Source organism: Bradyrhizobium sp. cir1 (assembly GCF_014198245.1).
Classification (GTDB): domain Bacteria; phylum Pseudomonadota; class Alphaproteobacteria; order Rhizobiales; family Xanthobacteraceae; genus Bradyrhizobium.
In genome coordinates this window covers 896,808-922,857 of sequence record NZ_JACIHE010000001.1, presented here as the reverse complement: position 1 = coordinate 922,857, position 26,050 = coordinate 896,808, and the positions used below count along the sequence as shown (strand labels likewise).

Here is a 26,050-nt window from a genome sequence, read left to right as displayed (position 1 = left end):
ATCGGCAGCCCAGCTCGGGCGGCCACCCGGGCTGGGCCATTCCTCACGGAACGAGGCCATTCTAATCCAGTGCGCTAAAACAAGGGTGGGCAAAGGCGCATTTGCGCCGTGCCCACCATCTCTTCCAGGATCACCGATCACATGGTGGGCACGCATCTGCCTTCGCTCTTCGAGCGAAGGCGGAAGCTTTGCCCACCCGACGGTTTCCTGTTTCTGCCGCTGAAATAACGCGTTCGAGCGGCGGCCTGTCCGTGGAAACGGATACGCCGCTGCCAATGACCGTCATCTTAATATAAGTATTTGTTTATATTAGTGCAGCCTGATATTAATCTCCCGTGCAAACGAGAGGGAGAAGCGCAATGCAGATCGACGTCGCCAGGGTGTTGGGGCTTGTCACGCGTTCGGTGCGCAACTTCGAGAAGGACGGCAAGCCCGCGAGTGCCGTGACGCTGACGCGGCTCTACGACACCAGCATCGACGATCTCTGGGACGCTGTGACCAGCAGGGAGCGCATTCCGCGCTGGTTTGCGCCGGTCGAGGGAGAGCTCCAACTCGGGGGAAGGTACCAGGTCAAGGGCAATGCGGGCGGCACCATCACGGCGTGCACGCCGCCGACCCGTTTTGCCGCGACATGGGAGTTCGGCGGCGCGACGAGCTGGATCGATGTCAGGCTGACATCGGAGCGAAATCAGGCGCGCTTGACGCTTGAGCACACCGCGATGATCGAGGATCATTGGAATCGGTTCGGTCCAGGCGCGGTTGGGGTCGGTTGGGACCTCGCTCTTGCGGGACTTGAGCGATATCTTGCGACCGGAGCATCGGTCGATCATGAGACGGCCGAACAATGGATGCGCTCGCCTGAGGGCAAGGACTTCATGACGACAAGCGGCGAATATTGGCGCGCGGCGCATGTCGCAAGCGGGGTCGATCCTGACACGGCGAAACAACGCTCGGACCGCACCATTGCATTCTATCGCGGCGAGATGCCGCCTGATATCGCACATCCGGGCACGGGAAGCTGATGCAAATCTTCGAGGTCCTCGCCGATCCCGTGCGCCGTCGCATCCTCGAGCTGCTTGCGCCCGGGGAGATGGCGTCCGGTGAGGTCGTCGAGGTGATCGGGGCCGAGTTCGGGATCACGCAGGCGGCCGTGTCGCAGCACCTCAAGGTGCTGCGTGAGAGCGGCTTTGCAACGGTTCGGGCGGAGGCGCAAAGGCGCCTCTATTCAGTCGATGTTGCGGGGCTTCGTGCGGTCGACGCGTGGATCGGTCGGTTCAGGAATTTCTGGGAGCCGAAGCTGGATGCGCTGGCGACGGAGATCGCGCGCGGCAAACGGGAGCCTCGCAACGCGCCGATCACCAAGCGGGGCGGGAAGAGGGCGAGAGTGCGATAAGGTGCGTAGGGTGGATTAGCTAAAAGGCTGCGCGAAGCGCAGTCCGCCGGCGTAATCCACCATTCCTTCGTTGCGCCGCGCTCAGATTGGTGGATTACGCTGTCGCTAGTCCACCCTACGAACCCCGCGCCATCTTCTCGTACTTCTTCACCAGCCGCTCGCGCTTCAGCCGCGACAGCCGCTGGACCCAGAACATCCCGTCCAGCTGGTCGATCTCGTGCTGGTGGCAGACGGCGCGCAAGGCTTCGGACTCTTCGCTCTGGAGGTTGCCGTCGAGATCCTGGTAGCTGATGCGCACGCGGGCGTGACGCTGCACCTCGTCGTTGACGCCGGGCATCGAGACGCTGCCTTCCTTGTGCATGATCATTTCGGGTGAGGCCCACGTGATCTCGGGATTGACGTAGGTCTGCGGGCCCGCCTTGGCGTCGAGCTCGAGCACGACGACCCGCAAGGGCACGCCGATGTGCGGCGCCGTGATGCCGATGCCGGGCGCGGCGCGCATGGTGTCGAGCAAATCTGCCGCAAGCTCGCGCAATGAATCGTCGAAGGCGGTGACGGGGCGGGCCGGCATTGCGAGCCGGCGGTCGGGATAGCGGACGATCGGGCGAATGGTCATGCAAGCGCTCCTACCACTCACGGATGGTTGAAGCATCCCATTCTTGACCGTCTACCTACTAGAAGGTAATTGGACCTCCATGAGCAACGTTTCCTCGACCGCCGACGACATCCTGGCCTGCGCACGCAGCCTGATCATCGCTGGCGGCTATAACGGCTTCAGCTATGCCGACATCGCCGACGTCGTCGGCATCCGCAAGCCGAGCATCCACCACCATTTCGCCAGCAAGGTCGATCTGGTCCGCACCCTCGTGTCGCGTTACCGCGAAGAGGCGAAGGCGGGACTGGCAGCACTCGAGCGCAATGTTCCTGATCCGCGCGACCAGCTCAAAAGCTACGTTGCCTACTGGGAGGCGTGCATCTCGGACGCGACGGCGCCATTCTGCGTCTGTGCGCTGCTTGCCAGCGAGCTTCCGATCCTGCCGGAGGAGGTGGCGCTCGAAGTCCGCGCGCACTTTCGCGCGCTGGCGTCCTGGCTGACGTCGGTGATGGAGCGCGGCAAGCGGAAGGGGCGGCTTCACTTCGCCAACTCAGCCAAGGTCGAAGCTGAAGGCTTCTTGGCAACCATTCACGGTGCAATGCTGTCGGCGCGCGCTTATGGCGATCCAAAAATGTTCGGCGTGATCACCGGCCCGCTGCTGGACCGGCTGTCCACCAGGCACTGAAAGATATCGGCGAGACGACAACGACACGCCCGCAGGCGAGCTGCGGGGGAGGGTGATTTGTTGTGTGTAAAAACTACCAACTAGTAGGTAAAGGAGAGAGCGTAATGGCATATCATCAACAGGATCTCGTTCGTGGCGATCGCGAGCGATGGCTGAAGCAATACTACTTCATCCGGGCGGCGTTCTCCGTCGCCTGGGTCGTTGCCGCGTTTGCCGTCGGGCCGTTATCTGCCGTCGCCGGCGTCTTGCTCGTGCTCTATCCCGCATGGGATGCTGCGGCGAATGTCGTGGATGCGCTTCGCAGCGGCGGCTTGAAACAGAACCGCACGCAGGCACTCAACGTCCTGGTCAGCCTGGCGACCGGTGTCGCGGTGCTCATCGCCCTGCAGATGAGCATGAACCTTGTGCTCGCCGTCTTCGGGGCATGGGCGATCCTGTCCGGATTGCTCCAGCTCGGCACGGCAATCCGTCGCTGGAAGAGTTTTGGCGCGCAATGGGCCATGGTGCTCAGCGGGGGGCAGTCGGCCCTGGCCGGCGGCTTCTTCGTCTTTCAGGCCTCGACGCCCGCGGTACCCTCGATCGCCACCGTCACAGGCTATGCCGCTGTCGGCGCACTCTACTTCCTGGTCTCGGCGATCTGGCTCACGGTCAGCGAATGGCGTCAGCGCGCGAGGCAGGCTCAATTGGGATGATTGTGTTGCGTCCTGGCCTCGCATCGTACGATGACGAGGTTGATGCAGCGCGCGCTCATATTCGTCACCGTCACCCTGAGGTGCGCGCGCCGCGGCGCATCGCGCCGCAGGGTGCGCCTCGAACGTTAGCAGCCAGTTCAGCGCACCAACCTAAGTCATGCTCCCTGGCATGAAGCACCGGATCGATATGTCTCGATATAACTCGTTGTAGACCGGCCAGACCATCGTGCGTCCCGCGCGGTTCGGCTCGGTGATGACTGCATCATCCGGCACGTCGACCCAGACCATGTCCTTGGAATTGACGTCTCGCGGCAGCCGCACTCTGTAGTGGCCGTCCCTGGCATCCCAGTCCACGTCTTCCACGGCGTGACCGTCGGCGTACGAGCAACAGAGGCCTTTGCGGCTCGCCAGTCGCTCGAACCACTCGTGAAGCGGCGAAGCCTTGTAGCGTCCGTCGAGATCACGTCCCAGCGCCGGCAATATCGTCAGCGCTACGATGGAACCGATCAATGGAATCCCAAGCTTCGACCGCGCCATGCCGCGCCGCCCCATGGTATCCTCCGGGCGAACTGCCAACGCTTATGGTGTGTCTGTTCTCGCACCTGGAAGGTTCGAGATTGAGGGTGGTCCAAACGTCACGGGATCCCTGACAATTTTGTGAATCCAGTTCACCCATGCACGCCAGAGATATCGCCATCGAGCCGTCGGGCGCGCCCGGTCCCGCCAAGGCCGATGCCGCAAAGCTCGAGGGCGTGCCGCATCTGATCGTGTGGGGCGATTTCCTCGACAAGGTGGTCTGGCCAGACGCAGCGCTTCCGGGCAGGCTCCGGTTGGACGTTTACGGGGCAGAAGCCGACAGTAGACCGGAAGCTCCCGGGTAAAGGGCAATCGCCGCGAATGACCTCACAACTGACATCTGCGCTGATGCGGGTATACTGTCCTGTATGAGCATCGAACTCGTCCTGCTCGCCGCAAGCGTAGTCTTCGGCATCGTGCACATCGTCATCGTGTCGCACCTGCAGAGCTGGCAACGAGGCTATCGGTGGACTGCCAGCTCAAGGGAACACAGCGTTGCGCCGCTCACCGGCATTGCCGGAAGGGCTGAAAGAGCACTTCGAAACTATCTTGAGACCTTTCCATTCTTCGCCGCTGCAATTCTTGCCGTCTCCGTGGCAAGCACCCACGGCTGGCTGACCGTGTGGGGAGCCCACTTTTACTTTTGGGGTCGCATCCTCTACGCAGTGCTGTATATGGCGGATCTGCCGTTAGCTCGTTCGCTCCTGTGGAACATCCCGACGACCGGCATCCTGATGATTGTTGCCGGGCTATTCCTGAACTGACGGGACCGACCGCACGATCTAGGGGCGTGCGTGGCACCACTTCGCTTCCTCTGAAAATGGTTAGTAGCGGATGCCAGTCTCGGCTTACCTCAACGCAGGCTTGTTCGTGGTCGCCGCGGCCGCCGCATTGTTCGTCGCAGCTGGAACGGTCGCCATCCCGGGCTTTTGGGCGTACCTCGCAATCCTCGCTATTGTCATGATCGTTTCGTTCGCGATGCTCGATCCGGACCTCTTGCGCGAACGTATGCGGCCGGGCGGCATGAAGCCGCCGCTTGCGCTGAAAGTCTTCTCGCTGGTTCTGTTTCTGCATTGGATCGTTGCCGGGCTCGACCGTGGCCGTTTCCATTGGAGCGACGGCGTGCCCGGCTGGCTGCAAGGCATTTGTCTGTTCACGGTCGGGTTCGGTTACGCCCTGGCACTATGGGCTATGCGCGTGAACCGGTTCTTCTCCTCGGTCATTCGCATCCAGTCCGAACGCGGCCAGTACGTCGTCACCACGGGACCGTACGCCATCGTCCGCCATCCTGGATACACCGCCGGGATACTGATTATAGCGGCAAGCGGACCCGCACTCGGATCTTGGCTCGCGGCCGCGCTCGTTGTGATCTTCAGCCTGCCGTTTCTGCTCTACCGCACTGTCACGGAGGATCGAATTCTTCAGGCAGAGCTTGCGGGCTATTCGGATTACGCCGCGCGGGTCCGATGGCGGCTCGTCCCGGGCATTTGGTGAGAGCCGAACTCACCCGGGAAAGCATGCTCCTCGCCAAACCGGGCCGGCGACATATGGCGCTGCCGCACGAACTCGGTCGCCAGAGGAGCAAGGCGGACGTAGTCACCCGTCACATGACGCCGCGGATTTACAGGTACACGCTCTAACCGGGATAGGGCGTGCCGTCCCTGTACACGAACCGGCCGTCGGAATTCGCGCTCATCCTGTCGATATCCGAGCATGTCGTGAGATCGTCGGGCGAGCGTGAGCCGACTTCGAGATAGACTGCCGTCACATCGGCGCGGTTGATCATGTGGTGGCCGTTGCCGCTGCCCTTCGGGAAGGCGGCACAATCGCCCGCGCGCAGCACGGTTTCGCCCTGGTCCTCGATCAGCACCACTTCGCCCTCGAGCACATGGACGAACTCGTCCTCATGCGAATGCCAATGCCGCTGGCTCGACCAGCTGCCCGGCGGCAGGCGCATCAGATTGACGCCGAAATCGGAGAGGCCGCCGGCATTGCCGAGCCGCTGCCGGATGCGTTCGGCGCACGGGGCGGCAAAGGCCGCGGGATAGCCGGAGCCCTTGCGGGCCGGGACGGCGGCGAGATCGATCTTGGGCATGGATGACATTGTGCAGGCATTTTGCGCGAGGCGTCAAATCTCCCTCAGATGGCGTCAGGCCCTGGCAAGGCCTAAAGCCGTCGAGCCGTAGCCGGCAAGTTATTGAGATCGCAGGAGCGGCGACTGTGGGGAACAGGGACGTCGCGGCTACAACGACCCAGCCCGAGCGGCTATGCTGAAGGCTCACAGCCGGATCTGGAATCGCTGCAAGTGCTCACGGACGTTCTCAAGCGCAAATCGATCTACAATTACTTCAGCCGGTCGGCGATGGAAAAGGCGGTCGCCTATCAGGCCCAGGGCCGCGTCTCGAACGTGAAGGTCAGCGACGACCTGAAGCGCGTCAGCGCGGAGGTGCGCGGCAGCGGATCCAACAGATATCAAGTCGATATCGCATTGGTGTTCAGGGGCGAAGCGCTCACCGAGCTCGCTGGCGATTGCAGTTGTCCGATGGATCACAATTGCAAGCATGTCGCCGCAACCCTGCTCGAGGCGCTGAGCGGGAAGGAGGCCTCGGCAACGCACACGCAAGCCGCCCCCAGCGGCCCTTCGGCACCTCCGGTCCTCTCTTCCGAGCTCACCAGTTGGATCGACAGCGTCGGCCGGGCGGCGCGGGGCAGCGGCGACGGTGCGGATGAGAGCCAGTGCCTGCTGTACTGCCTCCAGCCGTCGGAGGGCGCGATGCCGCGGCTGGCCCTGTCCTTGCGGTCGGTTCGCGTGCTCAAGGGCGGCGGCTTCGCCGGGAATTATACCAGCCCCAGCCTGTTCGAGTTCAAACCGGAGCGGGCGCCAAAGTACTTCCGCGACGTTGACGTCGATATCATGACGCAAGTGGCGGCCGGCGTCCGCAGCTATTACGAGCAGGGACCCTATTCGGAGGAGTTGCTGAAGCGGATCGTGGCGACCGGTCGGGCGTTCTGGCTCGACCACAAGAGCGCGCCGCTGAAGTGGGGAGACGCGCGCGAAGGCCGCATCGAGTGGCAGCAAGCTGGAAAACGCGGTCTCACACCTCGTCTCGTCGCAACAGCTGCGGTCGCGCTCAACGCCGAACCGCCGGTCTACGTCGATGAGTCCTCCCGGCTGATCGGACCGGTGCAACTGGGCCTGCCGCCACGACTCGCCTTCCAGCTGCTGTCGGCTCCCGCAATTCCCCGAGCGCAGGTGCAGGAGGTTTCGCGCCGTCTCGGTCAGAAGTTGCCGGAGTCTCATCACGGCCTCTTGCCGGCGCCGCCGACCGTCGCGGTGCAAATCGAAGAGGATCCTCTTCCGGTCTTGCGGCTCCGGCGCGGACACGTGAACACGAGCTACTACTATTATCGCGGCCGGAACGAACAGCCCGGGCCGGCGGCGGTGGCCAGCCTTGGATTCCGCTACGGCGGGTTCGACATCGATCCGACCCAGCGGGCGAGCCGGGTGGAGTTGTTTCAGGCGGGCCAGCTGTTCGCGATCACGCGGCGCCAGGGCAAGGAAAGGCAGGCGCGCAAACGTCTGGCAGAACTTGGTCTCGCTGACGCGCGGGCTGCAATGCCGGCGCTCGACTACCGTCACGCCATGGACCTCACGTTGAGCGACCAGGGCGGCTGGTACGACTTTCTCGCCCGGCATGCCGAACAGTTGCGATCGGAAGGTTTCGAAATTCTGATCGACGATGACTTTCCGTTTCGGCTCGCGGACTCCTCGGGCGACTTCGATGCCGTGATTGAATCGAGCGGTATCGACTGGTTCGAGCTGGCGCTCGGCATCGACATCGATGGCGAGCGGCACGACCTGGCCCCGCACGTCGCCGCGCTGGTATCGGCGCCAGACTTCACGCCAGACCGGGTGAGGCAACTCGCAGAAAAGGGCGACCGGTTTTATCTGCCGCTCGCCGACGGCCGCCAGTTGGCGCTGGCCGCCGATCGTTTTCTTCCGTTGGTGCTGGCGCTGCATAGCCTGCATTTGAGCGGCACTCTCGCCGATGGTTCGAACAGGATCAGGCTGTCGCAAGCAGAGGTCGTTCCGCTGCTGGGACTGGAGAACGAGAACTTCGTTTTTCGCGGGGCCGATAATCTCCGTCGTCTCGCCAGCCTGCTCCAGGTGCATGGATTGACCGCGCCCGAGCTTCCGCCGGCCTTTCGCGCGACGCTCCGGCCGTATCAGGCGCAGGGCCTTGCCTGGCTCGACCTGCTCCGCGAGAGCGGCTTGGGCGGCGTCCTCGCCGATGACATGGGGCTCGGCAAGACGATCCAGATCCTGGCGTTGATCGCGCTCGAAAAGCAGCGGGGACGGCTCACCAGCCCTGTCCTGGTCGTCGCGCCGACGAGCCTGATGACCAATTGGTCGGCCGAAGCCCAGAAATTCGCGCCGGATTTGAAGGTACTCATCCTTCATGGACCGGACCGCAAGGACAGGTTCGCAGCCATTGCCGAGCATGATCTCGTGCTGACGACGTATCCTTTGATCGCGAGAGACCGGGACGTGCTTCTGGCGCGGGATTGGCACATTGCCGTGCTGGATGAAGCGCAGACCGTCAAGAATCCCGACGCCGCCACCACGAGATGTTTGCGGGACATCAAGGCCGCGCACCGCTTCTGTCTGACGGGCACGCCGATGGAAAATCATCTCGGTGAGCTCTGGTCGATCATGAGCTTCGCAAATGCAGGCTATCTCGGGGACAAGGCGGCATTCTCACGCCAATGGCGCACGCCGATCGAGAAACGCGGTGACAAGGTCCGTGCCGCAGCGCTGGCGCAGCGGGTCAAGCCCTTCCTGCTTCGGCGGACCAAGGCTGAAGTGGCCACGGAACTGCCGCCCAAGAGCGAGATATTGGAGACGATCGTGCTGGAAGGTCCGCAGCGCGACCTTTACGATTCCATACGGCTGTCGATGTCGCGCAAGGTCCGCCAGGCCATCGCCGAGCGTGGCCTCGCCAAGAGCCACATCGTGGTGCTGGAGGCCCTGCTGCGCATGCGGCAGGCCTGTTGCGATCCGGCGCTGCTGAAGTTGGGGGACGGCGTGGAGCGGCCGTCGGCCAAGCTCGAGTGCCTGATCGAGATGGTATCGGAGCTTTTGAGCGAGGGTCGGAAGATCATTGTCTTTTCCCAGTTCACCTCCATGCTCGATCTGATCCGGCGGCGCTTCGATGCCGACGGCTTGCGCTACAGCGTTCTCACCGGCGACACCAAGGACCGCAAGACGGCAATCGAAGCCTTTCAGAACGGTGCGGCGGAGCTGTTCCTGGTCAGTCTGAAGGCGGGTGGGGTGGGCCTCAATCTCACCGCTGCCGACACCGTGATCATCTTCGATCCCTGGTGGAATCCCGCCGTCGAGGAGCAGGCCATCGATCGTGCCTACCGGATCGGGCAAGACAAGGCCGTGTTCGTTTACAGACTGGTCGCCGCGGGCACGATCGAGGAAAAGATGGACGAGCTGAAGGCCCGAAAGCGGGCTCTGGCCGACAGCCTGTTCGAACGCGACGGGCGGATCGCCTCGGCGCTCACCGAGGACGACGTGAAGGCCCTGTTCGAGGCTTGACCGCGCGGCGTTGCGATGGTTAATGCTCGTCACGGACGACTAAGTGCTTCCGCTGTGTGTACAAAAAACGGGGAGCTGCCACTATCACCGCGTTCCCAGGCGGCTATTCTTCTATACTGTTGCAGTCGGACGTCCAATCTCCGTTATCCGCGACGCGACCAGTATCGAAGTACATACGTGCAACTTTGAGAGCAACATCTAGATCGACTATGATTCGACATGGATACTCGCCTGGTTGAAAACCAATCACCAGGTTCTGCGCACCTTTCCGTCTTGATGGGGGTGCTTGAAGATATTTGGATTCTTCCGTGTTTGAGATGAAGACGAGATACCCCTTATCTCGCTCTCCCCCTATGGAAAGTACACTTCCGTTTCTCGCACTGAGAAAAACCGAACCTGACTGCACTGTTTCCAATCGACGGATCTTATCCTCCACGTCTCTCCAGCTGGGATTGGAAATTGATCCAGATGTCTCAGCAAGGGGCTCCCACGAGATCTCACGTATGGGTCCAATGGCCGGTTTGTTGTGTTCCATTGTCATCGTCCGAAATTCGTAATCCCCTTAGGAGAGACGGTCGTTAGGGAGTTTATGCCCGACGCTCGCATCATTGATGAGATGCCCGAATTCAGACAATAACCGCACAAACCATTGATATTATCAATAAATAAGGTAGCGCTTGAATTACGGTGACAGTGCACTAAATAGCTCATCCGTCTTCCTCCACGGCGGGCTTCGGCCCGCGCTTGGCTGGCTTGAGAATGCGCCCCGTCTGGCGTTCGATGCGGGCGAGAAAGCGGTTGTCTCCGAGCGGGCGGCCGATGCTCTCCGCGGAGCGCAGTGCGCCGAACAGATCGGCTTCCGGTTCGGTTGCCAGCAGATCGGCGAACTCGGGAAAACGATCGTGGATCGGCGCCAGTGCGGTCAGGCCGTCGTCCTTGCCCCGCAAATGCGCGCGCGTGCTCGACCAGCGCCAATCCTGCGCGCGCGGCACCAGGCGCGCCCGAACCGGATTGAGCGACACGTAGCGCAGCGCCGCCGCCAGATGATGCTCGTCCATGACGACGGCACCGAAACGGCCTTGCCAGAAATGACCGGTGCGCTTGCGCCGCGCCTGGATGACCCCGGCATAGCTGCGGTGCACGCGCGCGAGCGCGCGGCGCAGCCCGTCGGGATCGGACGGCACCAGGATGAGGTGCACGTGGTTGGGCATCAGGCACCAGGCCCACACCTCGACGCCGGCGGCTTTGCAGTTCGCAGCGAGCAGGTCGCGATACAGCGCATAGTCGCCGTCTTCGAAGAACGTGCGCGCCCGGCCGTTGCCGCGCTGGGTGACATGGTGGGGATGGCCGGGGATGACGACACGGGCAAGACGAGCCATGCGGCATCATGGCCTCAAAGGCGGGTGGCGTCAATTTAGTGCACTGTCACCGTAATTCCACGATCGAGGAAAAGATGGACGAGCTGAAGGCCCGAAAGCGGGCTCTGGCCGACAGCCTGTTCGAGCGCGATGGGCAGATCGCCTCGGCGCTCACCGAGGATGACGTGAAGGCGCTGTTCGAGGCTTGACCGAGCGCGGCGTTGCGGCGGGCGCAGGCCGGCATGGGCTTCGGCGCGTGATCCTCTCGCATGGGCGGGATGATGGCATAGTGCCAGTGTTTTGCCCGACGGAGCAACCGTTTTCCGGCATCGCGAGCCACCGGCCTCGTAAGTCATTGATCCCGCTATAGCCGGCTACTGTGCATGGGGTTGTTTTCGCACTTTGTGCTGGCGGCTCACAAATACGTGCGGCAAAAACGACGTGGCGGTGTCGGCCGGCCTGGTTCCCATTCGTCTTCCACCCAGACAAATCTGACGGGAGACCAAAAGATGCTTCGTTCCCACTATCGCTGGGTGATCGTCGCCGCTGGCGGCCTGCTCGGCTGCGTCGCCATCGGCGGCATGTTTTCGTTGCCGGTGTTCCTGCAGCCGATCGCGAAGGACACCGGCTGGTCGGTGACCGGCATCTCCAGCGCGATGACGATCGGCTTTCTGGCGATGGCGTTCACCAGCATGGCCTGGGGCACGGCGACGGACCGGTTCGGGCCGCTGCCGGTGGTGCTGACCGGATCGACCGTGCTGGCGCTGAGCCTGTTCGCCGCGAGCCATGCGACCTCGCTTCTGCTGTTCCAGTTCGTGTTCGGCCTGCTGGTCGGCGCGTCCTGCGCGGCGATTTTCGCGCCGATGATGGCGACGGTCACCGGCTGGTTCGACACCAATCGCAGCCTCGCGGTGTCGCTGGTGTCCGCCGGCATGGGCATGGCGCCGATGACGATGTCGCCGCTGGCGGCCTGGCTCGTCTCCGGCCACGACTGGCGCACGTCGATGCAGATCATCGCGCTCGTGGTTGCCGCCATCATGATCCCGGTCTCGCTTCTGGTACGCCGTCCGCCCGCGCTTGCGCAGGCCGCGGCCGCACCCATGGGCGAGGGGGCTGCGCAGGGCGAGATGTCGATGGGCGAAGCGCTGCGCTCGCCGCAATTCTTCATTCTGCTTGCCACCAACTTCTTCTGCTGCGCCACCCATTCCGGCCCGATCGTCCATACCGTCAGCTATGCCGTGAGCTGCGGCATCCCGCTGGTCGCGGCGGTGACGATCTACAGCATCGAGGGTTTTGCCGGCCTCGGCGGGCGCATCGCCTTCGGCCTGATGGGCGACCGCTTCGGTGCCAAGCGCGTGCTGGTCTCGGGGCTGCTGCTGCAGGCGTTCGGCGCGCTGGCCTACGTCTTCGCGCAGCAGCTCGCGACCTTCTACGCGGTTGGCGCCGTGTTCGGCTTCATCTATGCCGGCACCATGCCGCTTTATGCCGTGCTGATCCGCGAAAACTTTCCGCTCAAGATGATGGGCACGGTGATCGGCGGTACCGCGATGGCCGGCAGCCTCGGCATGGCAACCGGCCCGCTCGCCGGCGGCCTGATCTATGACGCGTTCTCCAGCTACGCCTGGCTCTACATCGCCTCCTGGGCGATGGGCCTCGGTGCCTTCCTGATGGCGATGACTTTCCGTCCTTTCGCCAAGCCGCAAGGGGAGGTGGCGCCGGCGGCGGCATGATCCCGTAGCCCGGGTGAGCGAAGCGACACCCGGGGGCAGTGCTGGTGGAATCCCGGATGTCGCTGCGGTCATCCGGGCGACGGCGCCTTGAGCTGCGCCTCGATCACGTCCTTGTCGATCATCGACCACACTTGCCAGATCTTTTCGTCGCGAAACTCATAGAACACGTTCTCGAAGAAGGTCACGCGCCTGCCGTTGACAGCAAGTCCGAGAAATGTCCCGCGCGGCGCGCAATCGAATTTCAGCCGGGCGGCGATGTTGGGCGGGTCGGAGACCAGCAGTTCGATGTTGAACCGCAAATCCGGAATCTCGCGAAAATCCTGCTCCAGCATGGCGCGATAGCCGGACAGTCCAAGCGGCCGCGCGTTGCGGACGACGTCATCATGCACAAACTGCCCGAGCGCCGGCCAATCCTGCCGGTTCAGGCAGGCGATGTAGTCGCGGTAGATGCCGGCAAGGTCGTCTCTGGTCACGTCGAAGCTCCCGAGGCTTCGATGATAACGCAGATGAGGGGAAATAGACTCAGCTCAAAGCCGCTTCTCGAAGAACAGGTCCGGGTAGGGGTCGTCGTTGAAGCGCGGGATCTCGCGCCAGCCCGTGCTGCGGTAGAGCCGGCCGGCTTCGGGCAGCGCGCTGTTGGTGTCGAGCCGTAGCAGCGCGATGCCGAGCTCGCGCGCTGCGGCCTCAGTCGCGTCCATCAGGCGCCGGCCGAGCCGCAGTCCGCGCGCGGCGGGGGCGACCCAGAGCCGCTTGATCTCGGCATAGCCGTGATCGGTTCCCTTCAGTCCGACGCAGCCGATCGGCAGCGTGTCCGACATCGCGACGATGAAGCTTCCGCGCGGCCGACGCATGTCCTTGGCATCGGGATCGCGCGACAGCGAAACGTCAAAACCCTGTTTGAAGCGGCGGCCGAGCTCGGCATAATATTCGCCAAGGCAATAGCGCGCCTGTTCGGATCGAGGATCCATCTCGTCCAGCGTGATGCGCTCCCGCGTCAATGCGGAGGCGATCAGGTCCATCGCCGCCAGCAAGGCCCCGCGCTGCGAATGTTGTGCAAGGAAGCCCTCGGCCTGCGCGTTCGACAGCGCTTCATAGGCCGCGAACTCGCGCCGACCCGCACGCGTCAACGTCGCGACACGCCGGCGGGCATCGTCCTCATGCGCGGCGGTCTCGATCAGGCCGTCGTCTTCCAGGCTGCGGAGCAGTCGGCTCATCAGTCCGGAATCAAGCCCGAGATAGTCGCGGATCTCCGCCACGTCCGAACGCCCGTGCCCGATCGCGTTGAGCACGCGCGCGGCACCCAGTGGCCGCCCGCGCCCGAGAAACGAGGTATCGAGTGCTCCGACGGCGGAGGTGACGGCGCGGTTGAAGCGGCGGACGCGGGAGACGGGGTCGAGCATGATGTCTGACTTTAGTCAGATATCATGTGCAGGTCAATCGGAGCGGCCGGCCTCACTTCGCCAGCGTCAGGAGCGGATTGTCCTTGGCGACGATATAGGTCGCAAGCTCGCTGGCGGTCTCAACGCTGACATTCCTCGCTGCGCACGACCAAGACGGACGACTAGCGTATCAAGACATTAGCTATGTGACAGTCGGCGGCTGCTTTCGCTCATGCATCAGCTGTGGAGCGATGACAGGAATTGCCGAAGCTCGGGCGTCCTGGGATTGGCAAAGAGCTCCTCGGGCGGTCCCATCTCATGAACCTTGCCCTGATGCATGAAGATGAGGCGGTCGGCGATCTTGCGCGCGAAGCCGATCTCATGGGTCACCATCATCAGCGTCATGCCGTCCCTGGCGAGACTTTCGACGACGCGCAGCACCTCGCCAACGAGCTCCGGGTCGAGCGCGCTGGTGATCTCGTCGCACAATAGCACGGCTGGTTCCATCGCAAGCGCACGCGCAATAGCGACGCGCTGTTGCTGGCCGCCCGAAAGGCGGTCGGGCATCGCGTCGAATTTCTCCTCCAGGCCGACGCGGGCGAGCAGGGCGCGTGCCTGCTCTTCGCCTTGCTGTGCCGCGCGCTTCTTGACGAGCTTGGGAGCGAGCATGATGTTGCGTCCGACATTCAAATGGGGGAACAGGTTGAAGCTCTGGAAAATCATGCCCACCTGTTGGCGCAGCTCACGCATCGCAGCCGCGCTGTCATGATCGATCTGCTTGTTCTTGATCAGGATCGCGCCGCTGTCGAAGCGCTCCAGCCCGTTGATGCAACGCAGGAGCGTCGATTTACCCGAGCCGCTCCTGCCGATGATCGCGATCACCTCTCCCGGCTCCACGTTCAGGTCGACGCCTCTGAGGACCTGTGTTTCCCCAAAGGACTTGTAGAGACCGGCGATCTCAACGATGGGCGGCATGCAGCGTCCTTTCGAGCGCGCGAGCGGTAAGGCTGATCGGATAGCACAGGGCGAAATAGATCAGCGCAACTGCGGCATAGACCGTGAATGGCCGGAAGGTCGCGTTGGTGATCATGCCTCCGGCCTTGGTCAGCTCGACGAAGCCGATGACGGAGGCGAGCGCCGTGCCCTTGATGACCTGAACCAGGAAGCCGACTGTTGGCGGAATCGCGATGTTCAGCGCCTGGGGGAGGATGACGTGACGCAGCTGCTCCCCAAAAGTGAGAGCAAGACTCCGGGCGGCCTCCCATTGACCGCGCGGAACGGAGGCGACGCAGCCGAACCAGATCTCGCTCAGAAAGGCACTGGTATAGGCGGTCAGCGCCAGTGCCGCGGCGGTCCAGGCCGAAGTCTGGATGCCAAACAGCGCGAGACCGAAATAGGCGAGGAAGAGCTGGATCAGAAGCGGCGTGCCCTGGAACAGCTGAACGTAGAAGGAGACGAGACGGCGGGCGCCCCGCGAAGGCGTCAGCCGGGCAATCAAGAGGGCAAAACCGACGAGGCCTCCGCCGATGAAGGCAACCAGCGACAGGCCCACAGTCCAGCGTGCGGCGAGCAGCAGGTTGCGCAGAATATCCCACAGCGTGAACTCAACCATGCCCTCAATCTCCAAAGAGGAAGCGGGGCCCAAGCCAATTGAGCAATCGTCGCAGACCAATCGACAAAGCGAGATAGATCAGGGCGGCGACGATGAAGGCCTCGAAGGCCCGGAAGTTGCGGCTCTGGATCAGATTGGCGGCAAAGCTCAGCTCCTCGGTGGAGATCTGCCCGCACACGGATGAGCCGAGCATGACGATGATGATCTGGCTGACAAGTGCAGGCCAGATCTTGCGCAGCGCCGGCGGCAGCACGACGTGAAAGAAGATCTGCATCCGTGACAGCGCCAAACTCAGCGCGGCCTCGACCTGGCCGCGCGGCGTCGCCTCGATGCCTGCGCGGATGATCTCGGTGGCGTAAGCGCCGAGATTGATTACCATCGCAAGGATGGATGCGGCTTCTGGCGACAACCGGAAGCCTGCTGCCGGCAGGCCGAAGAAGATGAAGAAGAGCTGCACGATGAAGGGCGTGTTGCGGAATAGTTCGACATATGCACCCGTCACAGCCTTCAACCAGGCTGGTCCGTGAATGCGCGCCCAGGCGCATCCAACGCCCAGTGCAAGGCCTCCGGTTGCGGAAACAGCGGTCAATCCGAGCGTCCATGCGACGCCCTTGGCGAGCATGCGCCAGTCAACCAGAATGGTCCCGAAATCGAGATTGACCACGGTCCGGATCACTCCGGAAGGTCGCCGGTGGACCTGCCGAGCCATTTCCGGGAGAGCGCCTCGAGGGTGCCGTCAGCCTTGGCTGCGAGGATGATTTCGTTGAGCTTGGCGCGTAGCGCGTCCTCGCCCTTGCCGACGCCGACGAAGTTCGGGCTGTCCTTGAGCAGGAATTTGTATTCAGCGCCGAGTTGCGGGTTCTTGGTGATCATCGCCGCGGCGACCTGCGCGCTGGTGGCGACGGCTTGCGTCTGGCCGGCGACGAAGGCGGAAATCGTAGCGTTGTTGTCCTCGAACCGGCGGATCTCGACCGATGCAGGCGCGACCTTCGTCAGCTCCGTGTCATCCACCGAGCCGCGCGTCACGGCGACCGATTTCCCCGCCAGCGCATCGGGGCCTTTCAGCTCCGTCGCCTTGGACGCGAACACGCCGATGAAGAACGGCGAGTAGGCGACGGTGAAATCGATGACCTTCTCGCGATCGGGATTCTTGCCGAGGGTCGAGATGACGAGATCGGCCTTCTTGGTCTGAAGATAGGGAATACGGTTGGCGGTCGTGACCGGAATCAGCTCCACCGTTGCGCCAAGCTTCCCTGCGATCAGTCGCGCCATGTCGATATCGAGCCCCTGCGGCTGCATGTCGGAGCCCACGAAGCCATAGGGCGGGAAGTCCGTCGGAATGGCGATCCGCGCCACCTTGTTGCGGACGATACCGTCGAGCGCCGTCTGTCCCGTGGCTTCCGCGGCGGCAAACACCGAGAGAACGGCGGCGAATCCGATCGAAAAACTGCGTCTTGAAACTTGCATCACGATTTCTCCTGACTGACTGGACGAGGCCTGGCGGGGCGAATGGGGGAGGCTTTCTTGCTCGATCTTGTATGCAAGTCTTGTTCCACACTGGCGATCGGGGACAGGGCTTGCCGCAATGTCGCCAGCGTATCGCTGCCGGAGGTGAGGCGAAGCTTTTCCTTCCACGTGCGCAAATGGAGGCCCATGCGCCGTTCCGCGAGCGGCATGTCCTGCGCCTCCAGGGCCGCAACGATTCCGACATGTTCGTCGAAGGATCGCTGGGCCTCGCCTTGCGTCTGGTGATGCGTGGCGATCAGCGCGGTGCGAACGGTGAGGTCGCGCAGAGTCTGGGCAAGCAGCACGTTTCCGACGCAGCGGGCTAGACAAACATGGAAATCGCCGAGGATGAAGCTTCGCAGTCCGACGTCTGAGCCCTTGATTGCCTTCGATTGACGCCGCAAATGGTCCTTCAGCAGGCGCAGCTCGGCAGCACCGAGCGGGCGGGCGCCGCGCAGCAGTCCGGTCTCGATCACGAGTCGCGCCTCGAACGCTTCCCGGGCCTGTCTTTCCGTCGGCTCCAGCAGGTACCATCCGCGGCGGGGGCTGACCGAAACGAGGCCTCGGGTTTCGAGCCGCACCAGCGCTTCGCGTACGATGGTGCGGCTGCAGCCGAACAGCGCGGCCAGTTGCAGCTCGCCGAGACGACTTCCCGGCTCGAGCTTCTTCGCGAGGATGGCGTCCAGCAGGCGATCGCTGATCTGCAGGGCTGAGGTCATCGCTTGTCTCGAATTGAAGCCATATCCTGGCACGGATGCACCATACTTGTATACAAGATTAGCCGGACATGCTATCGGCTCGAACGGCTCCTGGAACGATAGTCCCGCATGACTCATTTCCGGCATCTCGACGTTGCGCAACTGGTTAAGGGCTACGCGGAGCGGGCCTTCACGCCGGTCGATGTCATTGAAGACTGCCTGGATCGCGCACGAACTTGCGATCGATCACTCAATGCCTTCTTGCACTTCAGTGACGCCGACGCGCTGCAGGCGGCCGAGGCGAGCCGCAGGCGATGGGCGGAGGCAAGGCCGCTTGGCGCACTCGACGGGGTCCCGGTCTCGGTGAAGGACAACCTGCATGTGGCCGGCATGCCCACCACATGGGGCAGCGCGCTGATGCGCGGCTTCGTCGCGACGCAAGACGAGGCGCCGGTGGCGAGGATACGAGCGGCGGGCGCTGTGCTTTTCGCAAAGACCAGCCTGCCGGAGTTCGCGATGCAGGGCTATACTACAAACGCCCTGAAAGGCACGACCTATAATCCCTTCGATGTGTCGCTGACGCCGGGCGGTTCATCGGGCGGCGCGGCCGCCGCTGTTGCTGCGTTCTGCGGGCCGCTGGCGCTGGCGACCGACGGAGGCGGTTCAATACGCCGGCCGGCCTCGCATTGTGCCCTCGTCGGCTTCAAGCCGTCCGCCGGGCTCGTGAAGCGGCGCGGCGGTCTGCCCGAGATATTTCTGAGTCACGAGGTGGTGGGCGGAATTGGGCGAAACGTCGCGGATGTTGCCGGCTTCACGGAGATACTGGCCGGCCAGCAGCTCGCCGCCGCTTCGAACAGGGTCAGGATCCTGTACTTGCCTAGCTTTTCGGACGCGCCCGTCGATCCCGGCATCGCCGTAGCCGTCGCGCGTGCGGCGCAACGCTTCGAGGCGATGGGACATATCGTCGAGACTCGGGCATCGTTCGACCTCCCGGACGAGATCAACAGCTTGTGGCCGCAGCTCTCCGCGATTGGCCTTGCGTGGCTGTTTGAAGACGGCACGCGCTGGCCCGAACTCGGCCTTCGTCGCGGGTCGCAACCAGACCCGATGATGTGCGGCGAGGCGGCCCGCGCCGCTCTGCAAGAGGGCCGTTCGGCCGGAGCGACCGTGCTGTTCAATCTCGTCAGCGCGATCGAGCGGCTCGAACGGCGGCTGGATACGCTCTTCTCTTCCTACGACGCGATCCTTACACCCGCCACCGCGGCTTTGCCCTGGCCCGCCGATCGACCCTACCCCGAAAAGATCGCCGGACAGGCGGTCGGGCCGCGAGGGCATGCCGTCTTTACCGCCATCGCCAATGCCGCCGGCTTGCCGGCGCTTGCGCTGCCTTGCGGATGGGTGTCGAAGCTGCCGACCGGCTTCCAGTTGTTCGGCCCGAAGGGGGCCGATGCTGCCGTGCTGGCATTGGGTCGGGAATACGAGCAGAACTTTCCGGTTGAAGCGCCCGTCGCCGAGGCCGGGCCCCACCACGGAGGACATCGTGAGCAAAGCGAGTGAAGCGGCGGATCTGTTGGCCGCAGCGAGAGGCAGCGGGCGGGCGGTCGACTGGCGCGACATTCTCCCGTCGGATCGTGCCGGCGCCTACGCCATCCAGGATGCCACGCTCGCCCGGATCGGTCCGCTCGGCGGCTGGAAGGTCGGCGCGTCGGGCCCGGAGGCCGAGCCCGTCTGCGCGCCGCTGCCCGCGTCCGGCCTGCTTGCCTCCGGCGCGCGGCTCGGTCCGGAATTCCGCCTGCGGGGTGTCGAAGTGGAAGTCGCGCTCCGGGTTGGGCGTGCGCTGACGGCTGACGATGCCGCATTGCCCGATCGCGAACTGGCGCGCGCCTTCGACGCCGTGTATCCCGCCATCGAGGTGGTCGAGACGCGCCTCGATGATTGGACGAACAGCGCTGCTTTGGCCCAGCTTGCGGACTTGCAGAGCCACGGCGCGTTGCTGATCGGAGCAGCCTCGACAGTCAGCCCTGCTTCCGTCGATCTCAGGAGCGTCGAGGCGCATCTCTCCATCGGCGAAGACATCAGCCGTCGAACCATTGGAGGCAATCCCGCAGGCGACATCTTGCGTCTGCTGCGCTGGCTCGTTCGCCATTGTGCGGACAGAGGCGTGCCTCTCTTGCCGGGCCAGATCGTCACAACCGGTTCGTGCACCGGCATGGTCTTCGCGGAAGCGGGGACCAGCGCCCGCGCGCGCCTTGCGGGTTTCGGCGAGGTTGCCGTCGACTTCTGAGACAGGGAAGAATGAAGGTTCAGCATTGCCGCGAGCGCGGGATGGTCATGCCGGCGGGGCGAGCCCCAGCGCCTTGCGGGCCTTGCGCGTCAGCTTCGCCACGATCAGCGCATGGGCCTGCGCCAGATAGGCCGTGAGCTCGGCGTCGGACAGTGCGTTGTTGCTGACGAGCTGCACCCATTTGGCGCGGGCGAGATACGGCGCCGGTCGCGCTAGGCCGTGCTCGATCAGCATCCCATAGGCCATATCCGAGACCTTGAACATGTAGCCGCCCGTGCCAGCGGCAAAGCCGCCGCCGAGCGCGAACATCTTGCCGCCGACCTTGAATACGGAGGTGCCTTCCCACTGCACCACCTTGGTGACCGCGGGCAGGAGCAGGCAGCGTGCTTCGAATGTCCTGGGTGTCATGCGATCGCTCCCGAGGCGCAGGCCGAGCCTTTGTGGCAGCATGCGCGTTCCAACCAGGGATCAATTGCCATGTCGCGTGTTTCGATCAAGACCAGGGACGACCTGCCGGAAGCCTTGCGGCCGCTGTGGGACAAGATGACGGGCTACGGCGCATTCGAGAATCAGGCCGGTGTCATGGCGCACCGGCTGCCGATCTTCAAGCACATGTGGTCGCTGCTGGTCGATCTCGCCGAAGAAGCAAATGTGTCGAAGCGCCATCTCGAGCTCGCGCTGGTCACGGTCTCATTGCTCAACAAATGCGACTATTGCGTCTCCCATCACGCGCCGAAACTGGCGGTGCAGGGCGTCTCGGAGCAGGGCGCTGCGCGCCTCGTCGATTACAAGGATCATCCCGAGCTCGATGAGCTCGACAAGCTCGTGGTCGAATATTCCATCGCCGTCACCAACAACTGGAACAAGACGCGCGACGAGATCTTTGCCCGCCTCCGCGCGCATTTCTCGGAAGCGCAGATCGTCGAACTGACCTGGCGCATCGCTGTGCGGCGCCTTCAACCGCTTCAACGATATCCTGCAGCTCGAGGTCGAGCTGGGCGTGCCCCATAGCGAAGCCGCCGAGTAACGGCCGGCGGCCTGAGCGGTCCGGATCAGGGAGCGGGCCTGTGGCCAATCACGGGTTTGTGGGTTGCGCCCGGACTATCGCAAGCTATATCGTAAGATATGTTTTACAAAAGGACCTACGATATGCACCACGGACGAGACCGCAAAGACTTCCATTTCGGGCATTTCGCCCATTTCGCCCATTTTGCCATGGGCCGGCATGGCGGCGGGCGGCATCGCTTCGGCCGCGGCGGGCACGGCTTTTTCGGGCGCGGCGGCGACGATTTCCCGGGCGCGCGGCGGCTGTCGTCGCAGGATCTCCAGCTGGTGATCCTGGCGCTGCTCGCCGAAAAGCCGGCCCATGGCTATGAGCTGATCAAGATCATCGAGGAGCGTTCCGACGGCTTCTACACGCCGAGCCCCGGCGTGATCTATCCGGCGCTGACCTATCTCGAAGAGGTCGGCCACAGCAGCGTCCAGCAGGATGGCGGCCGCAAGCTCTACAGCATCACGCCGCAGGGCGAGGCACATCTCGCCGAGCACCGCGCGACCGCCGATGCGATCCTGCAGGCGCTGTCGCGGATCGGACGCCGCATGGACGAGGTGCGCGAAGCCTTCGCCGGCGTCAGCGATCTCGACCCTGCTGCCTCCGATGAGCTGCACCGGGCACGCCACAATCTCAAGCGCGCGCTGCGCTCAATGCACGGCAGCGACTCCGCCGAAGCGCGTCGCATCGCCGCGATCCTGGATCGCGCTGCCGCGGAAATCCTCGGCAAATAATTGTCGCCCCGCAACTGCAGGTCGGCGGCTACGTTGTGAACGACAACGCCGAGCCCGACTTTTCTCGACTTCATCCGCGATTCCCTAAACGGCTTCGTCTCGATGACGCTGCCGATCAAGCGCGGCACCGAGCTCAGCCTGAAGCTGAGGTGTCGCTGGCGCGATAGGCGTCGGGAACGACGAACACCTCGTCGGCGCGGCCATAGCCGCCGTCGGGGACTTCCTCGATCAGCACCATCGTGTGTGGCCGCGCTGCTTCGCCAAAATAGTGGACGAACAGCGCGGTGAGGTTGTGCACGATCTCCGCCTTCTGCGCCCGCGACAGTGCGGCCTGGGGGATCTTGATATTGGCGAACGGCATGATGAATCTCTCCGTGTGAAAATTTGTGCCGGCTGTCAGATCACGCCGCCATTGGCGCGGATGATCTGGCCGTTGACCCAGCCGCTGTCGCGGCCGGCGAGGAAGCCGACCACGCCCGCGATGTCGTCGGGCTGGCCGAGGCGGCCGAACGGGTTCATCGCAGCAATGGCGCGCACCTGCTGCTCGCTCTTGCCCTCCAGGAACAGCCGCGTCTCGACCGGTCCTGGCGCGACCGCATTGACGGTGATGCGCCGTCCGCCGAGCTCCTTGGCGAGGATGTGCGTCATGGCTTCGACCGCGGCCTTGGTCGCGGCGTAGACGCCGTAGCCGGGCTGATAGAGACCGACGACACTGGACGAGAAGCTGACGATGCGGCCGCCGTCGCGGAGGCGCCGCGCCGCTTCGCGCAAGGATCGGAATACGCTGTCGAGATTGATCGAGGTCTGCCGCGCGAACGCTTCATCGGTCACCGCCGCGAGCGGACCAAGCTCCATGATGCCGGCATTGTTGACGAGGATGTCCACGCCGCCGAAGGCGCGCTCGGCCGCATCGAACAACCGCGCAGGGGTTGCCGGGTCGGCGAGATCGGCCTGCACGGCGATGGCGCGTCCGCCGCGAGCCTCGATCTCGGCGACAAGCGCATCGGCAGCGGCGCGGCCGCTGGCATAGTTGATCGCAACCGCGATTCCGTCCTGCGCCAGCCGGCGGGCGATGGCAGCGCCGATGCCGCGGGAACCTCCGGTCACGATGGCGGCGCGTTGAGATTGATTGGTCATGGCGGGTCTCCTCGATGGTGTTGGGTCAAGGGATACCTGATCGCTGTGGCCGGATAATCGTCCCGGACTTGCCATCACTTGTCGGCTGTGGTGAACAATCGGCCATGGACCGCTTTGACGCCATGCGCCTGTTCGTCCGTCTCGTGGAGCGGCAAAGTTTTACGGCCGCGGCAGCCGACCTCGGCATTCCCCGCTCGACGGCGAGCGAGGTCTTGCGCAGTCTCGAGGCGCGCCTGGGTGCGCGGCTGCTCGAACGAACGACACGTCATGTCACCCCGACGCTCGACGGCGAGGACTATTACCGCCGCTGCGTCGCCATCCTGGCCGAGGTCGAGGAAGCGGAAGCCGCCATGCGCGATGCACGCCCGCGCGGCCTGCTCCGTATCGATGCGCATCCGTTGCTGACCCGCACCTTCATCCTGCCGCATCTGCCGGAATTTTTGGCGCGCTATCCCGAACTCGACCTGCAGATCGGGCAGGGCGACCGCCTGGTCGATCTCGTGCGCGAGGGCATCGACTGCGTGATCCGGTCGGGCGAGCCCGAGGACAGCGGCATGATCCTGCGCCGGCTCGGCACGATTGCCGAGATCACGGTGGCGAGTCCGGCCTATCTCGCCAGGCACAGCATGCCCGCGACGCCGGATGCACTCGACGGCCATCAGATGGTGGCCTTCGTCTCCTCGCGTACCGGCGATGTGCTGCCGCTGGAATTCTCCGTCGCCGGCGCGCTGCGTCAAATCGTGCTGCCGAGCCGGGTGCGCGTCAACAATTCCGATACTATGGCCGATCTCGCCCGGCTCGGCTTCGGCCTCGCACAGGCGCCCCGCTATCGCTTCGCGGACGATCTCGCCAGCGGCAGGCTGGTCGAGGTGCTGGCCGACTATCCGCCGTCGCCGACGCCACTCTCCGCGCTCTATCCCCAAAACCGCCAGCTTGCGCTGCGCCTGCGCGTCTTCCTCGACTGGATATCCGGCATCTTTGCCGAAGCGAAACTGTAGAAGATGTGAATTGGCGAGCCAGCGTCTTGCTCCGTCATTGCGAGCACAGCGAAGCAATTCAGACTGCCGCTGCCGAACGATTCTGGATTGCTTCGCTGTGCTCGCAATGACGATCTCGAAGCGGCGGAACGCCTCTTTGTGAGTTGTGCCGGCTCCACAGACGGCTACGATGCGATCGTTCCCTGACATGGGATACACAACGACCGGGAGGCGACATGGGCGGGCAGGACCACAAAGTGAAGGGATCGGACCTGTTTGTTGCGGCCCTGGAGAACGAAGGCGTCGACCGCATTTTCGGCGTGCCCGGCGAAGAAAACCTCGATCTGGTCGAATCGCTGCGCAACTCCAGGATCGAGCTGGTCCTGACCCGTCATGAGCAGGCCGCCGCCTTCATGGCGGCGACCCACGGGCGGCTGACCGGCAGGCCCGGTGTCTGTCTGTCGACGCTCGGTCCCGGCGCACTCAATTTGTCCACGGGCGCGGCCTATGCGCATCTCGGTGCGATGCCGATGATTCTGATCACCGGCCAGAAGGCGATCATGAGCAGCCGGCAGGCGCGCTTCCAGATCGTGGACGTGGTCGCGACCATGAAGCCGCTGACAAAGCTGTCGCGGCAGATCGTCAGCGCCTCCAGCATTCCGACCGTGGTGCGTGATGCCTTTCGCGTGGCGATGGAGGAGCGGCCGGGCCCGGTGCATCTCGAATTGCCCGAGGACATCGCGGGCGACGAGGTGCCCGCCGTTCCCGTGATCCCGATCCATCCGATCGAGATTCCGGTCGCCCATCGCGCTGCGCTCGACCGCGCCGCCGAGATGATCCTGGCGGCGAAGCGCCCGCTGGTGATGATGGGCGCGGCAACGAGCCGGCCGCGCTCGACGCACGGCATCGCGAGCTTCGTGCGGCGGACCGGCATTCCCTTCTTCACGACGCAGATGGGCAAGGGCACCGTGCCCGGCGGCACCAATCTCTACATGGGGACCGCCGCGCTATCCGAGCGCGACTATGTCCATGATGCCATCGACGCCGCCGATCTGATCGTGGCGATCGGTCACGATCCGATCGAGAAGCCGCCCTTCATCATGGGTCCGTTGGGGCCGAAGGTCATTCACGTCAGCTACACCTCGGCCAGCGTCGAGCAGGTCTATTTCCCCGACGCCGAGGTCGTTGGCGATGTCGGCCCGAGCCTGGAGCTGCTCGCCGATCGTCTCGAAGGCAAGCTGCCGCAGGCAGCGGCGCTGTTGCCGCTGCGCGAAGAAATCCTCGGCCACATCGCCGATCGGGCCACCGAGGCGCGCTGGCCGCCGACGCCGCAGCGGATCGTGCACGATATCCGCCAGGTGATTCCGGAGAACGGCATCGTCGCGCTCGACAACGGCATGTACAAGATCTGGTTCGCGCGCAACTACCGGACCCGCGTTGCCAACACGCTGCTGCTCGACAATGCGCTGGCGACGATGGGCGCGGGCCTGCCGTCGGCGATGATGGCCGCGATGCTCTATCCAGATCGCCGCGTGCTCGCGGTCGCCGGCGACGGCGGCTTCATGATGAACAGCCAGGAGATGGAGACCGCGGTCCGCCTCAAGCTCAACCTGGTCGTGCTGGTGCTGGAGGACAACGCCTACGGCATGATCCGCTGGAAGCAGGCCGTCGATCACTTCGCCGATTACGGCATGACCTTCGGCAATCCGGATTTTGCGCTGTACGCGAAGGCCTATGGCGCCAAGGGTCACCGCATCGCGAGCATCGACAGCTTTGGCCCGACGCTCGAGGCGGCTTTCAAAGAGGGCGGCGTGCACCTCGTCTCGATCCCGATCGACTATTCGGAGAACGTGCGGGTGCTGGTCGACGAGCTGCGCGCGCATGAGAAATCAAAGGCGTGATTGATGGGGCGAGACTGTTCCCACATCGTCATTGCGAGCCAACGGGTCCGCGCCCAGCGTGGCCCCGTTGGCTCGCAATGACGGAGGTCTCGGCAAAGACCCCCTGCTAACATGATAACCGCACTCGTGCCGCAGCC

30 protein-coding genes are annotated in these 26,050 nt (G+C 63.9%); 15 read left to right on the top strand and 15 right to left on the bottom strand.

Annotated features, from left to right (window positions below; translation table 11 throughout):
* The first annotated feature begins 359 nt into the window (after positions 1–359).
* Entirely contained in the window at positions 360–1,022 is a 663-nt protein-coding gene (locus GGD63_RS04500; RefSeq protein WP_183239657.1) for an SRPBCC family protein, read from the top strand.
* Positions 1,022–1,393: a helix-turn-helix transcriptional regulator gene (locus tag GGD63_RS04495; RefSeq protein WP_183239656.1), complete on the top strand. Its 372-nt coding sequence runs from the start codon at positions 1,022–1,024 to the stop codon at positions 1,391–1,393. The genes GGD63_RS04500 and GGD63_RS04495 overlap by 1 nt, the downstream gene beginning before the upstream one ends.
* 115 nt (positions 1,394–1,508) lie before the next feature.
* Here GGD63_RS04495 and GGD63_RS04490 read toward each other — a convergent pair whose 3' ends face one another.
* On the bottom strand, positions 1,509–2,009 hold the full coding sequence (locus tag GGD63_RS04490) for a peptide deformylase (protein WP_183239655.1): 501 nt from the start codon (positions 2,007–2,009) through the stop codon (positions 1,509–1,511).
* Between the two features lie 79 nt (positions 2,010–2,088).
* Between GGD63_RS04490 and GGD63_RS04485 the strand changes: the two genes are divergently transcribed.
* Together GGD63_RS04485 and GGD63_RS04480 are read left to right on the top strand one after the other, a co-directional pair.
* Complete coding sequence (locus GGD63_RS04485) at positions 2,089–2,673, top strand: TetR/AcrR family transcriptional regulator (protein ID WP_183239654.1); 585 nt, start codon at positions 2,089–2,091, stop codon at positions 2,671–2,673.
* Between the two features lie 104 nt (positions 2,674–2,777).
* Entirely contained in the window at positions 2,778–3,365 is a 588-nt protein-coding gene (locus GGD63_RS04480; protein ID WP_183239653.1) for a DUF308 domain-containing protein, read from the top strand.
* Positions 3,366–3,515: 150 nt separating this feature from the next.
* On the opposite strand, the gene GGD63_RS04475 is transcribed toward GGD63_RS04480, so the two are convergent.
* The gene (locus tag GGD63_RS04475) at positions 3,516–3,917 is read right to left on the bottom strand and encodes a hypothetical protein (RefSeq protein ID WP_183239652.1); all 402 of its coding nucleotides are present in this window, start codon (positions 3,915–3,917) and stop codon (positions 3,516–3,518) included.
* Positions 3,918–4,039: 122 nt separating this feature from the next.
* Here GGD63_RS04475 and GGD63_RS39945 point away from each other — a divergent pair, with 122 nt between their 5' ends.
* From GGD63_RS39945 to GGD63_RS04460, 3 genes are all read left to right on the top strand, one after another.
* On the top strand, positions 4,040–4,246 hold the full coding sequence (locus tag GGD63_RS39945; protein WP_210315609.1) for a hypothetical protein: 207 nt from the start codon (positions 4,040–4,042) through the stop codon (positions 4,244–4,246).
* A gap of 63 nt (positions 4,247–4,309) precedes the next feature.
* A complete protein-coding gene (locus tag GGD63_RS04465; RefSeq protein ID WP_183239651.1) occupies positions 4,310–4,705 on the top strand; it encodes an MAPEG family protein in 396 nt (131 codons plus the stop codon).
* Positions 4,706–4,775: 70 nt separating this feature from the next.
* On the top strand, positions 4,776–5,435 hold the full coding sequence (locus tag GGD63_RS04460) for an isoprenylcysteine carboxylmethyltransferase family protein (RefSeq protein WP_183239650.1): 660 nt from the start codon (positions 4,776–4,778) through the stop codon (positions 5,433–5,435).
* A 142-nt stretch (positions 5,436–5,577) separates the two neighbouring features.
* On the opposite strand, the gene GGD63_RS04455 is transcribed toward GGD63_RS04460, so the two are convergent.
* A complete protein-coding gene (locus tag GGD63_RS04455) occupies positions 5,578–6,036 on the bottom strand; it encodes a cupin domain-containing protein (protein ID WP_183239649.1) in 459 nt (152 codons plus the stop codon).
* Between the two features lie 210 nt (positions 6,037–6,246).
* On the opposite strand from GGD63_RS04455, the gene GGD63_RS04450 reads away from it, so the two are divergent.
* A complete protein-coding gene (locus GGD63_RS04450; protein WP_183239648.1) occupies positions 6,247–9,546 on the top strand; it encodes a DEAD/DEAH box helicase in 3,300 nt (1,099 codons plus the stop codon).
* Positions 9,547–9,649: 103 nt separating this feature from the next.
* Here the strand turns inward: GGD63_RS04450 and GGD63_RS40910 are convergent, their stop codons facing one another.
* Together GGD63_RS40910 and GGD63_RS04440 are read right to left on the bottom strand one after the other, a co-directional pair.
* Positions 9,650–10,081: an Imm1 family immunity protein gene (locus GGD63_RS40910; protein ID WP_409334040.1), complete on the bottom strand. Its 432-nt coding sequence runs from the start codon at positions 10,079–10,081 to the stop codon at positions 9,650–9,652.
* A 172-nt stretch (positions 10,082–10,253) separates the two neighbouring features.
* Entirely contained in the window at positions 10,254–10,925 is a 672-nt protein-coding gene (locus GGD63_RS04440) for a transposase (RefSeq protein ID WP_183239646.1), read from the bottom strand.
* 488 nt (positions 10,926–11,413) lie between these two features.
* Here GGD63_RS04440 and GGD63_RS04435 point away from each other — a divergent pair, with 488 nt between their 5' ends.
* Positions 11,414–12,634 (top strand): MFS transporter, encoded by a 1,221-nt coding sequence (locus tag GGD63_RS04435; RefSeq protein WP_183239645.1) that lies wholly within the window; start codon positions 11,414–11,416, stop codon positions 12,632–12,634.
* A gap of 68 nt (positions 12,635–12,702) precedes the next feature.
* On the opposite strand, the gene GGD63_RS04430 is transcribed toward GGD63_RS04435, so the two are convergent.
* The 7 genes from GGD63_RS04430 to GGD63_RS04400 all read right to left on the bottom strand — a co-directional run bounded on the left by GGD63_RS04430 (position 12,703) and on the right by GGD63_RS04400 (position 17,850).
* Complete coding sequence (locus GGD63_RS04430) at positions 12,703–13,107, bottom strand: ester cyclase (protein ID WP_183239644.1); 405 nt, start codon at positions 13,105–13,107, stop codon at positions 12,703–12,705.
* A gap of 54 nt (positions 13,108–13,161) precedes the next feature.
* Positions 13,162–14,034 (bottom strand): bifunctional helix-turn-helix transcriptional regulator/GNAT family N-acetyltransferase, encoded by an 873-nt coding sequence (locus GGD63_RS04425; protein WP_183239643.1) that lies wholly within the window; start codon positions 14,032–14,034, stop codon positions 13,162–13,164.
* Between the two features lie 216 nt (positions 14,035–14,250).
* Entirely contained in the window at positions 14,251–14,988 is a 738-nt protein-coding gene (locus tag GGD63_RS04420) for an amino acid ABC transporter ATP-binding protein (protein WP_210315608.1), read from the bottom strand.
* Positions 14,972–15,625: an amino acid ABC transporter permease gene (locus tag GGD63_RS04415; protein ID WP_183239642.1), complete on the bottom strand. Its 654-nt coding sequence runs from the start codon at positions 15,623–15,625 to the stop codon at positions 14,972–14,974. The genes GGD63_RS04420 and GGD63_RS04415 overlap by 17 nt, the downstream gene beginning before the upstream one ends.
* Positions 15,626–15,629: 4 nt before the next feature.
* Positions 15,630–16,247, bottom strand: a complete 618-nt coding sequence (locus GGD63_RS04410) for an amino acid ABC transporter permease (protein ID WP_246785358.1) — start codon at positions 16,245–16,247, stop codon at positions 15,630–15,632.
* A gap of 50 nt (positions 16,248–16,297) precedes the next feature.
* The gene (locus GGD63_RS04405; RefSeq protein ID WP_183239640.1) at positions 16,298–17,092 is read right to left on the bottom strand and encodes a transporter substrate-binding domain-containing protein; all 795 of its coding nucleotides are present in this window, start codon (positions 17,090–17,092) and stop codon (positions 16,298–16,300) included.
* A complete protein-coding gene (locus tag GGD63_RS04400; protein ID WP_183239639.1) occupies positions 17,092–17,850 on the bottom strand; it encodes a GntR family transcriptional regulator in 759 nt (252 codons plus the stop codon). The genes GGD63_RS04405 and GGD63_RS04400 overlap by 1 nt, the downstream gene beginning before the upstream one ends.
* A 108-nt stretch (positions 17,851–17,958) precedes the next feature.
* Here GGD63_RS04400 and GGD63_RS04395 point away from each other — a divergent pair, with 108 nt between their 5' ends.
* Positions 17,959–19,386 (top strand): amidase, encoded by a 1,428-nt coding sequence (locus tag GGD63_RS04395; RefSeq protein ID WP_183239638.1) that lies wholly within the window; start codon positions 17,959–17,961, stop codon positions 19,384–19,386.
* On the top strand, positions 19,370–20,113 hold the full coding sequence (locus GGD63_RS04390) for a fumarylacetoacetate hydrolase family protein (RefSeq protein WP_312013035.1): 744 nt from the start codon (positions 19,370–19,372) through the stop codon (positions 20,111–20,113). Before GGD63_RS04395 ends, GGD63_RS04390 begins: the two co-directional genes overlap by 17 nt.
* Positions 20,114–20,158: 45 nt before the next feature.
* On the opposite strand, the gene GGD63_RS04385 is transcribed toward GGD63_RS04390, so the two are convergent.
* The gene (locus tag GGD63_RS04385; protein ID WP_183239637.1) at positions 20,159–20,521 is read right to left on the bottom strand and encodes an MmcQ/YjbR family DNA-binding protein; all 363 of its coding nucleotides are present in this window, start codon (positions 20,519–20,521) and stop codon (positions 20,159–20,161) included.
* 69 nt (positions 20,522–20,590) lie between these two features.
* On the opposite strand from GGD63_RS04385, the gene GGD63_RS04380 reads away from it, so the two are divergent.
* Together GGD63_RS04380 and GGD63_RS04375 are read left to right on the top strand one after the other, a co-directional pair.
* The gene (locus GGD63_RS04380) at positions 20,591–21,124 is read left to right on the top strand and encodes a carboxymuconolactone decarboxylase family protein (protein ID WP_246785347.1); all 534 of its coding nucleotides are present in this window, start codon (positions 20,591–20,593) and stop codon (positions 21,122–21,124) included.
* 138 nt (positions 21,125–21,262) lie between these two features.
* Complete coding sequence (locus tag GGD63_RS04375; RefSeq protein ID WP_183239636.1) at positions 21,263–21,898, top strand: PadR family transcriptional regulator; 636 nt, start codon at positions 21,263–21,265, stop codon at positions 21,896–21,898.
* Positions 21,899–22,031: 133 nt separating this feature from the next.
* Here the strand turns inward: GGD63_RS04375 and GGD63_RS04370 are convergent, their stop codons facing one another.
* Together GGD63_RS04370 and GGD63_RS04365 are read right to left on the bottom strand one after the other, a co-directional pair.
* A complete protein-coding gene (locus GGD63_RS04370; RefSeq protein ID WP_183239635.1) occupies positions 22,032–22,259 on the bottom strand; it encodes a 4-oxalocrotonate tautomerase family protein in 228 nt (75 codons plus the stop codon).
* Between the two features lie 35 nt (positions 22,260–22,294).
* Positions 22,295–23,035 (bottom strand): SDR family oxidoreductase, encoded by a 741-nt coding sequence (locus GGD63_RS04365; protein WP_183239634.1) that lies wholly within the window; start codon positions 23,033–23,035, stop codon positions 22,295–22,297.
* A gap of 104 nt (positions 23,036–23,139) precedes the next feature.
* Between GGD63_RS04365 and GGD63_RS04360 the strand changes: the two genes are divergently transcribed.
* Positions 23,140–24,033 (top strand): LysR family transcriptional regulator, encoded by an 894-nt coding sequence (locus GGD63_RS04360; protein WP_183239633.1) that lies wholly within the window; start codon positions 23,140–23,142, stop codon positions 24,031–24,033.
* 215 nt (positions 24,034–24,248) lie between these two features.
* The gene (locus tag GGD63_RS04355; RefSeq protein ID WP_183239632.1) at positions 24,249–25,913 is read left to right on the top strand and encodes an acetolactate synthase large subunit; all 1,665 of its coding nucleotides are present in this window, start codon (positions 24,249–24,251) and stop codon (positions 25,911–25,913) included.
* Positions 25,914–26,050: the final 137 nt, after the last annotated feature.

Coding starts and splice junctions, on each gene's coding strand:
- GGD63_RS04500 (WP_183239657.1), top strand. CDS start 360: ATGCAGATCGACGTCGCCAGGGTGTTGGGGCTTGTCACGCGTTCGGTG.
- GGD63_RS04495 (WP_183239656.1), top strand. CDS start 1,022: ATGCAAATCTTCGAGGTCCTCGCCGATCCCGTGCGCCGTCGCATCCTC.
- GGD63_RS04490 (WP_183239655.1), bottom strand. CDS start 2,009: ATGACCATTCGCCCGATCGTCCGCTATCCCGACCGCCGGCTCGCAATG.
- GGD63_RS04485 (WP_183239654.1), top strand. CDS start 2,089: ATGAGCAACGTTTCCTCGACCGCCGACGACATCCTGGCCTGCGCACGC.
- GGD63_RS04480 (WP_183239653.1), top strand. CDS start 2,778: ATGGCATATCATCAACAGGATCTCGTTCGTGGCGATCGCGAGCGATGG.
- GGD63_RS04475 (WP_183239652.1), bottom strand. CDS start 3,917: ATGGGGCGGCGCGGCATGGCGCGGTCGAAGCTTGGGATTCCATTGATC.
- GGD63_RS39945 (WP_210315609.1), top strand. CDS start 4,040: ATGCACGCCAGAGATATCGCCATCGAGCCGTCGGGCGCGCCCGGTCCC.
- GGD63_RS04465 (WP_183239651.1), top strand. CDS start 4,310: ATGAGCATCGAACTCGTCCTGCTCGCCGCAAGCGTAGTCTTCGGCATC.
- GGD63_RS04460 (WP_183239650.1), top strand. CDS start 4,776: ATGCCAGTCTCGGCTTACCTCAACGCAGGCTTGTTCGTGGTCGCCGCG.
- GGD63_RS04455 (WP_183239649.1), bottom strand. CDS start 6,036: ATGCCCAAGATCGATCTCGCCGCCGTCCCGGCCCGCAAGGGCTCCGGC.
- GGD63_RS40910 (WP_409334040.1), bottom strand. CDS start 10,081: ATGGAACACAACAAACCGGCCATTGGACCCATACGTGAGATCTCGTGG.
- GGD63_RS04440 (WP_183239646.1), bottom strand. CDS start 10,925: ATGGCTCGTCTTGCCCGTGTCGTCATCCCCGGCCATCCCCACCATGTC.
- GGD63_RS04435 (WP_183239645.1), top strand. CDS start 11,414: ATGCTTCGTTCCCACTATCGCTGGGTGATCGTCGCCGCTGGCGGCCTG.
- GGD63_RS04425 (WP_183239643.1), bottom strand. CDS start 14,034: ATGCTCGACCCCGTCTCCCGCGTCCGCCGCTTCAACCGCGCCGTCACC.
- GGD63_RS04420 (WP_210315608.1), bottom strand. CDS start 14,988: ATGCCGCCCATCGTTGAGATCGCCGGTCTCTACAAGTCCTTTGGGGAA.
- GGD63_RS04415 (WP_183239642.1), bottom strand. CDS start 15,625: ATGGTTGAGTTCACGCTGTGGGATATTCTGCGCAACCTGCTGCTCGCC.
- GGD63_RS04410 (WP_246785358.1), bottom strand. CDS start 16,247: ATGCTCGCCAAGGGCGTCGCATGGACGCTCGGATTGACCGCTGTTTCC.
- GGD63_RS04405 (WP_183239640.1), bottom strand. CDS start 17,092: ATGCAAGTTTCAAGACGCAGTTTTTCGATCGGATTCGCCGCCGTTCTC.
- GGD63_RS04400 (WP_183239639.1), bottom strand. CDS start 17,850: ATGACCTCAGCCCTGCAGATCAGCGATCGCCTGCTGGACGCCATCCTC.
- GGD63_RS04395 (WP_183239638.1), top strand. CDS start 17,959: ATGACTCATTTCCGGCATCTCGACGTTGCGCAACTGGTTAAGGGCTAC.
- GGD63_RS04385 (WP_183239637.1), bottom strand. CDS start 20,521: ATGACACCCAGGACATTCGAAGCACGCTGCCTGCTCCTGCCCGCGGTC.
- GGD63_RS04380 (WP_246785347.1), top strand. CDS start 20,591: ATGTCGCGTGTTTCGATCAAGACCAGGGACGACCTGCCGGAAGCCTTG.
- GGD63_RS04375 (WP_183239636.1), top strand. CDS start 21,263: ATGCACCACGGACGAGACCGCAAAGACTTCCATTTCGGGCATTTCGCC.
- GGD63_RS04370 (WP_183239635.1), bottom strand. CDS start 22,259: ATGCCGTTCGCCAATATCAAGATCCCCCAGGCCGCACTGTCGCGGGCG.
- GGD63_RS04365 (WP_183239634.1), bottom strand. CDS start 23,035: ATGACCAATCAATCTCAACGCGCCGCCATCGTGACCGGAGGTTCCCGC.
- GGD63_RS04360 (WP_183239633.1), top strand. CDS start 23,140: ATGGACCGCTTTGACGCCATGCGCCTGTTCGTCCGTCTCGTGGAGCGG.
- GGD63_RS04355 (WP_183239632.1), top strand. CDS start 24,249: ATGGGCGGGCAGGACCACAAAGTGAAGGGATCGGACCTGTTTGTTGCG.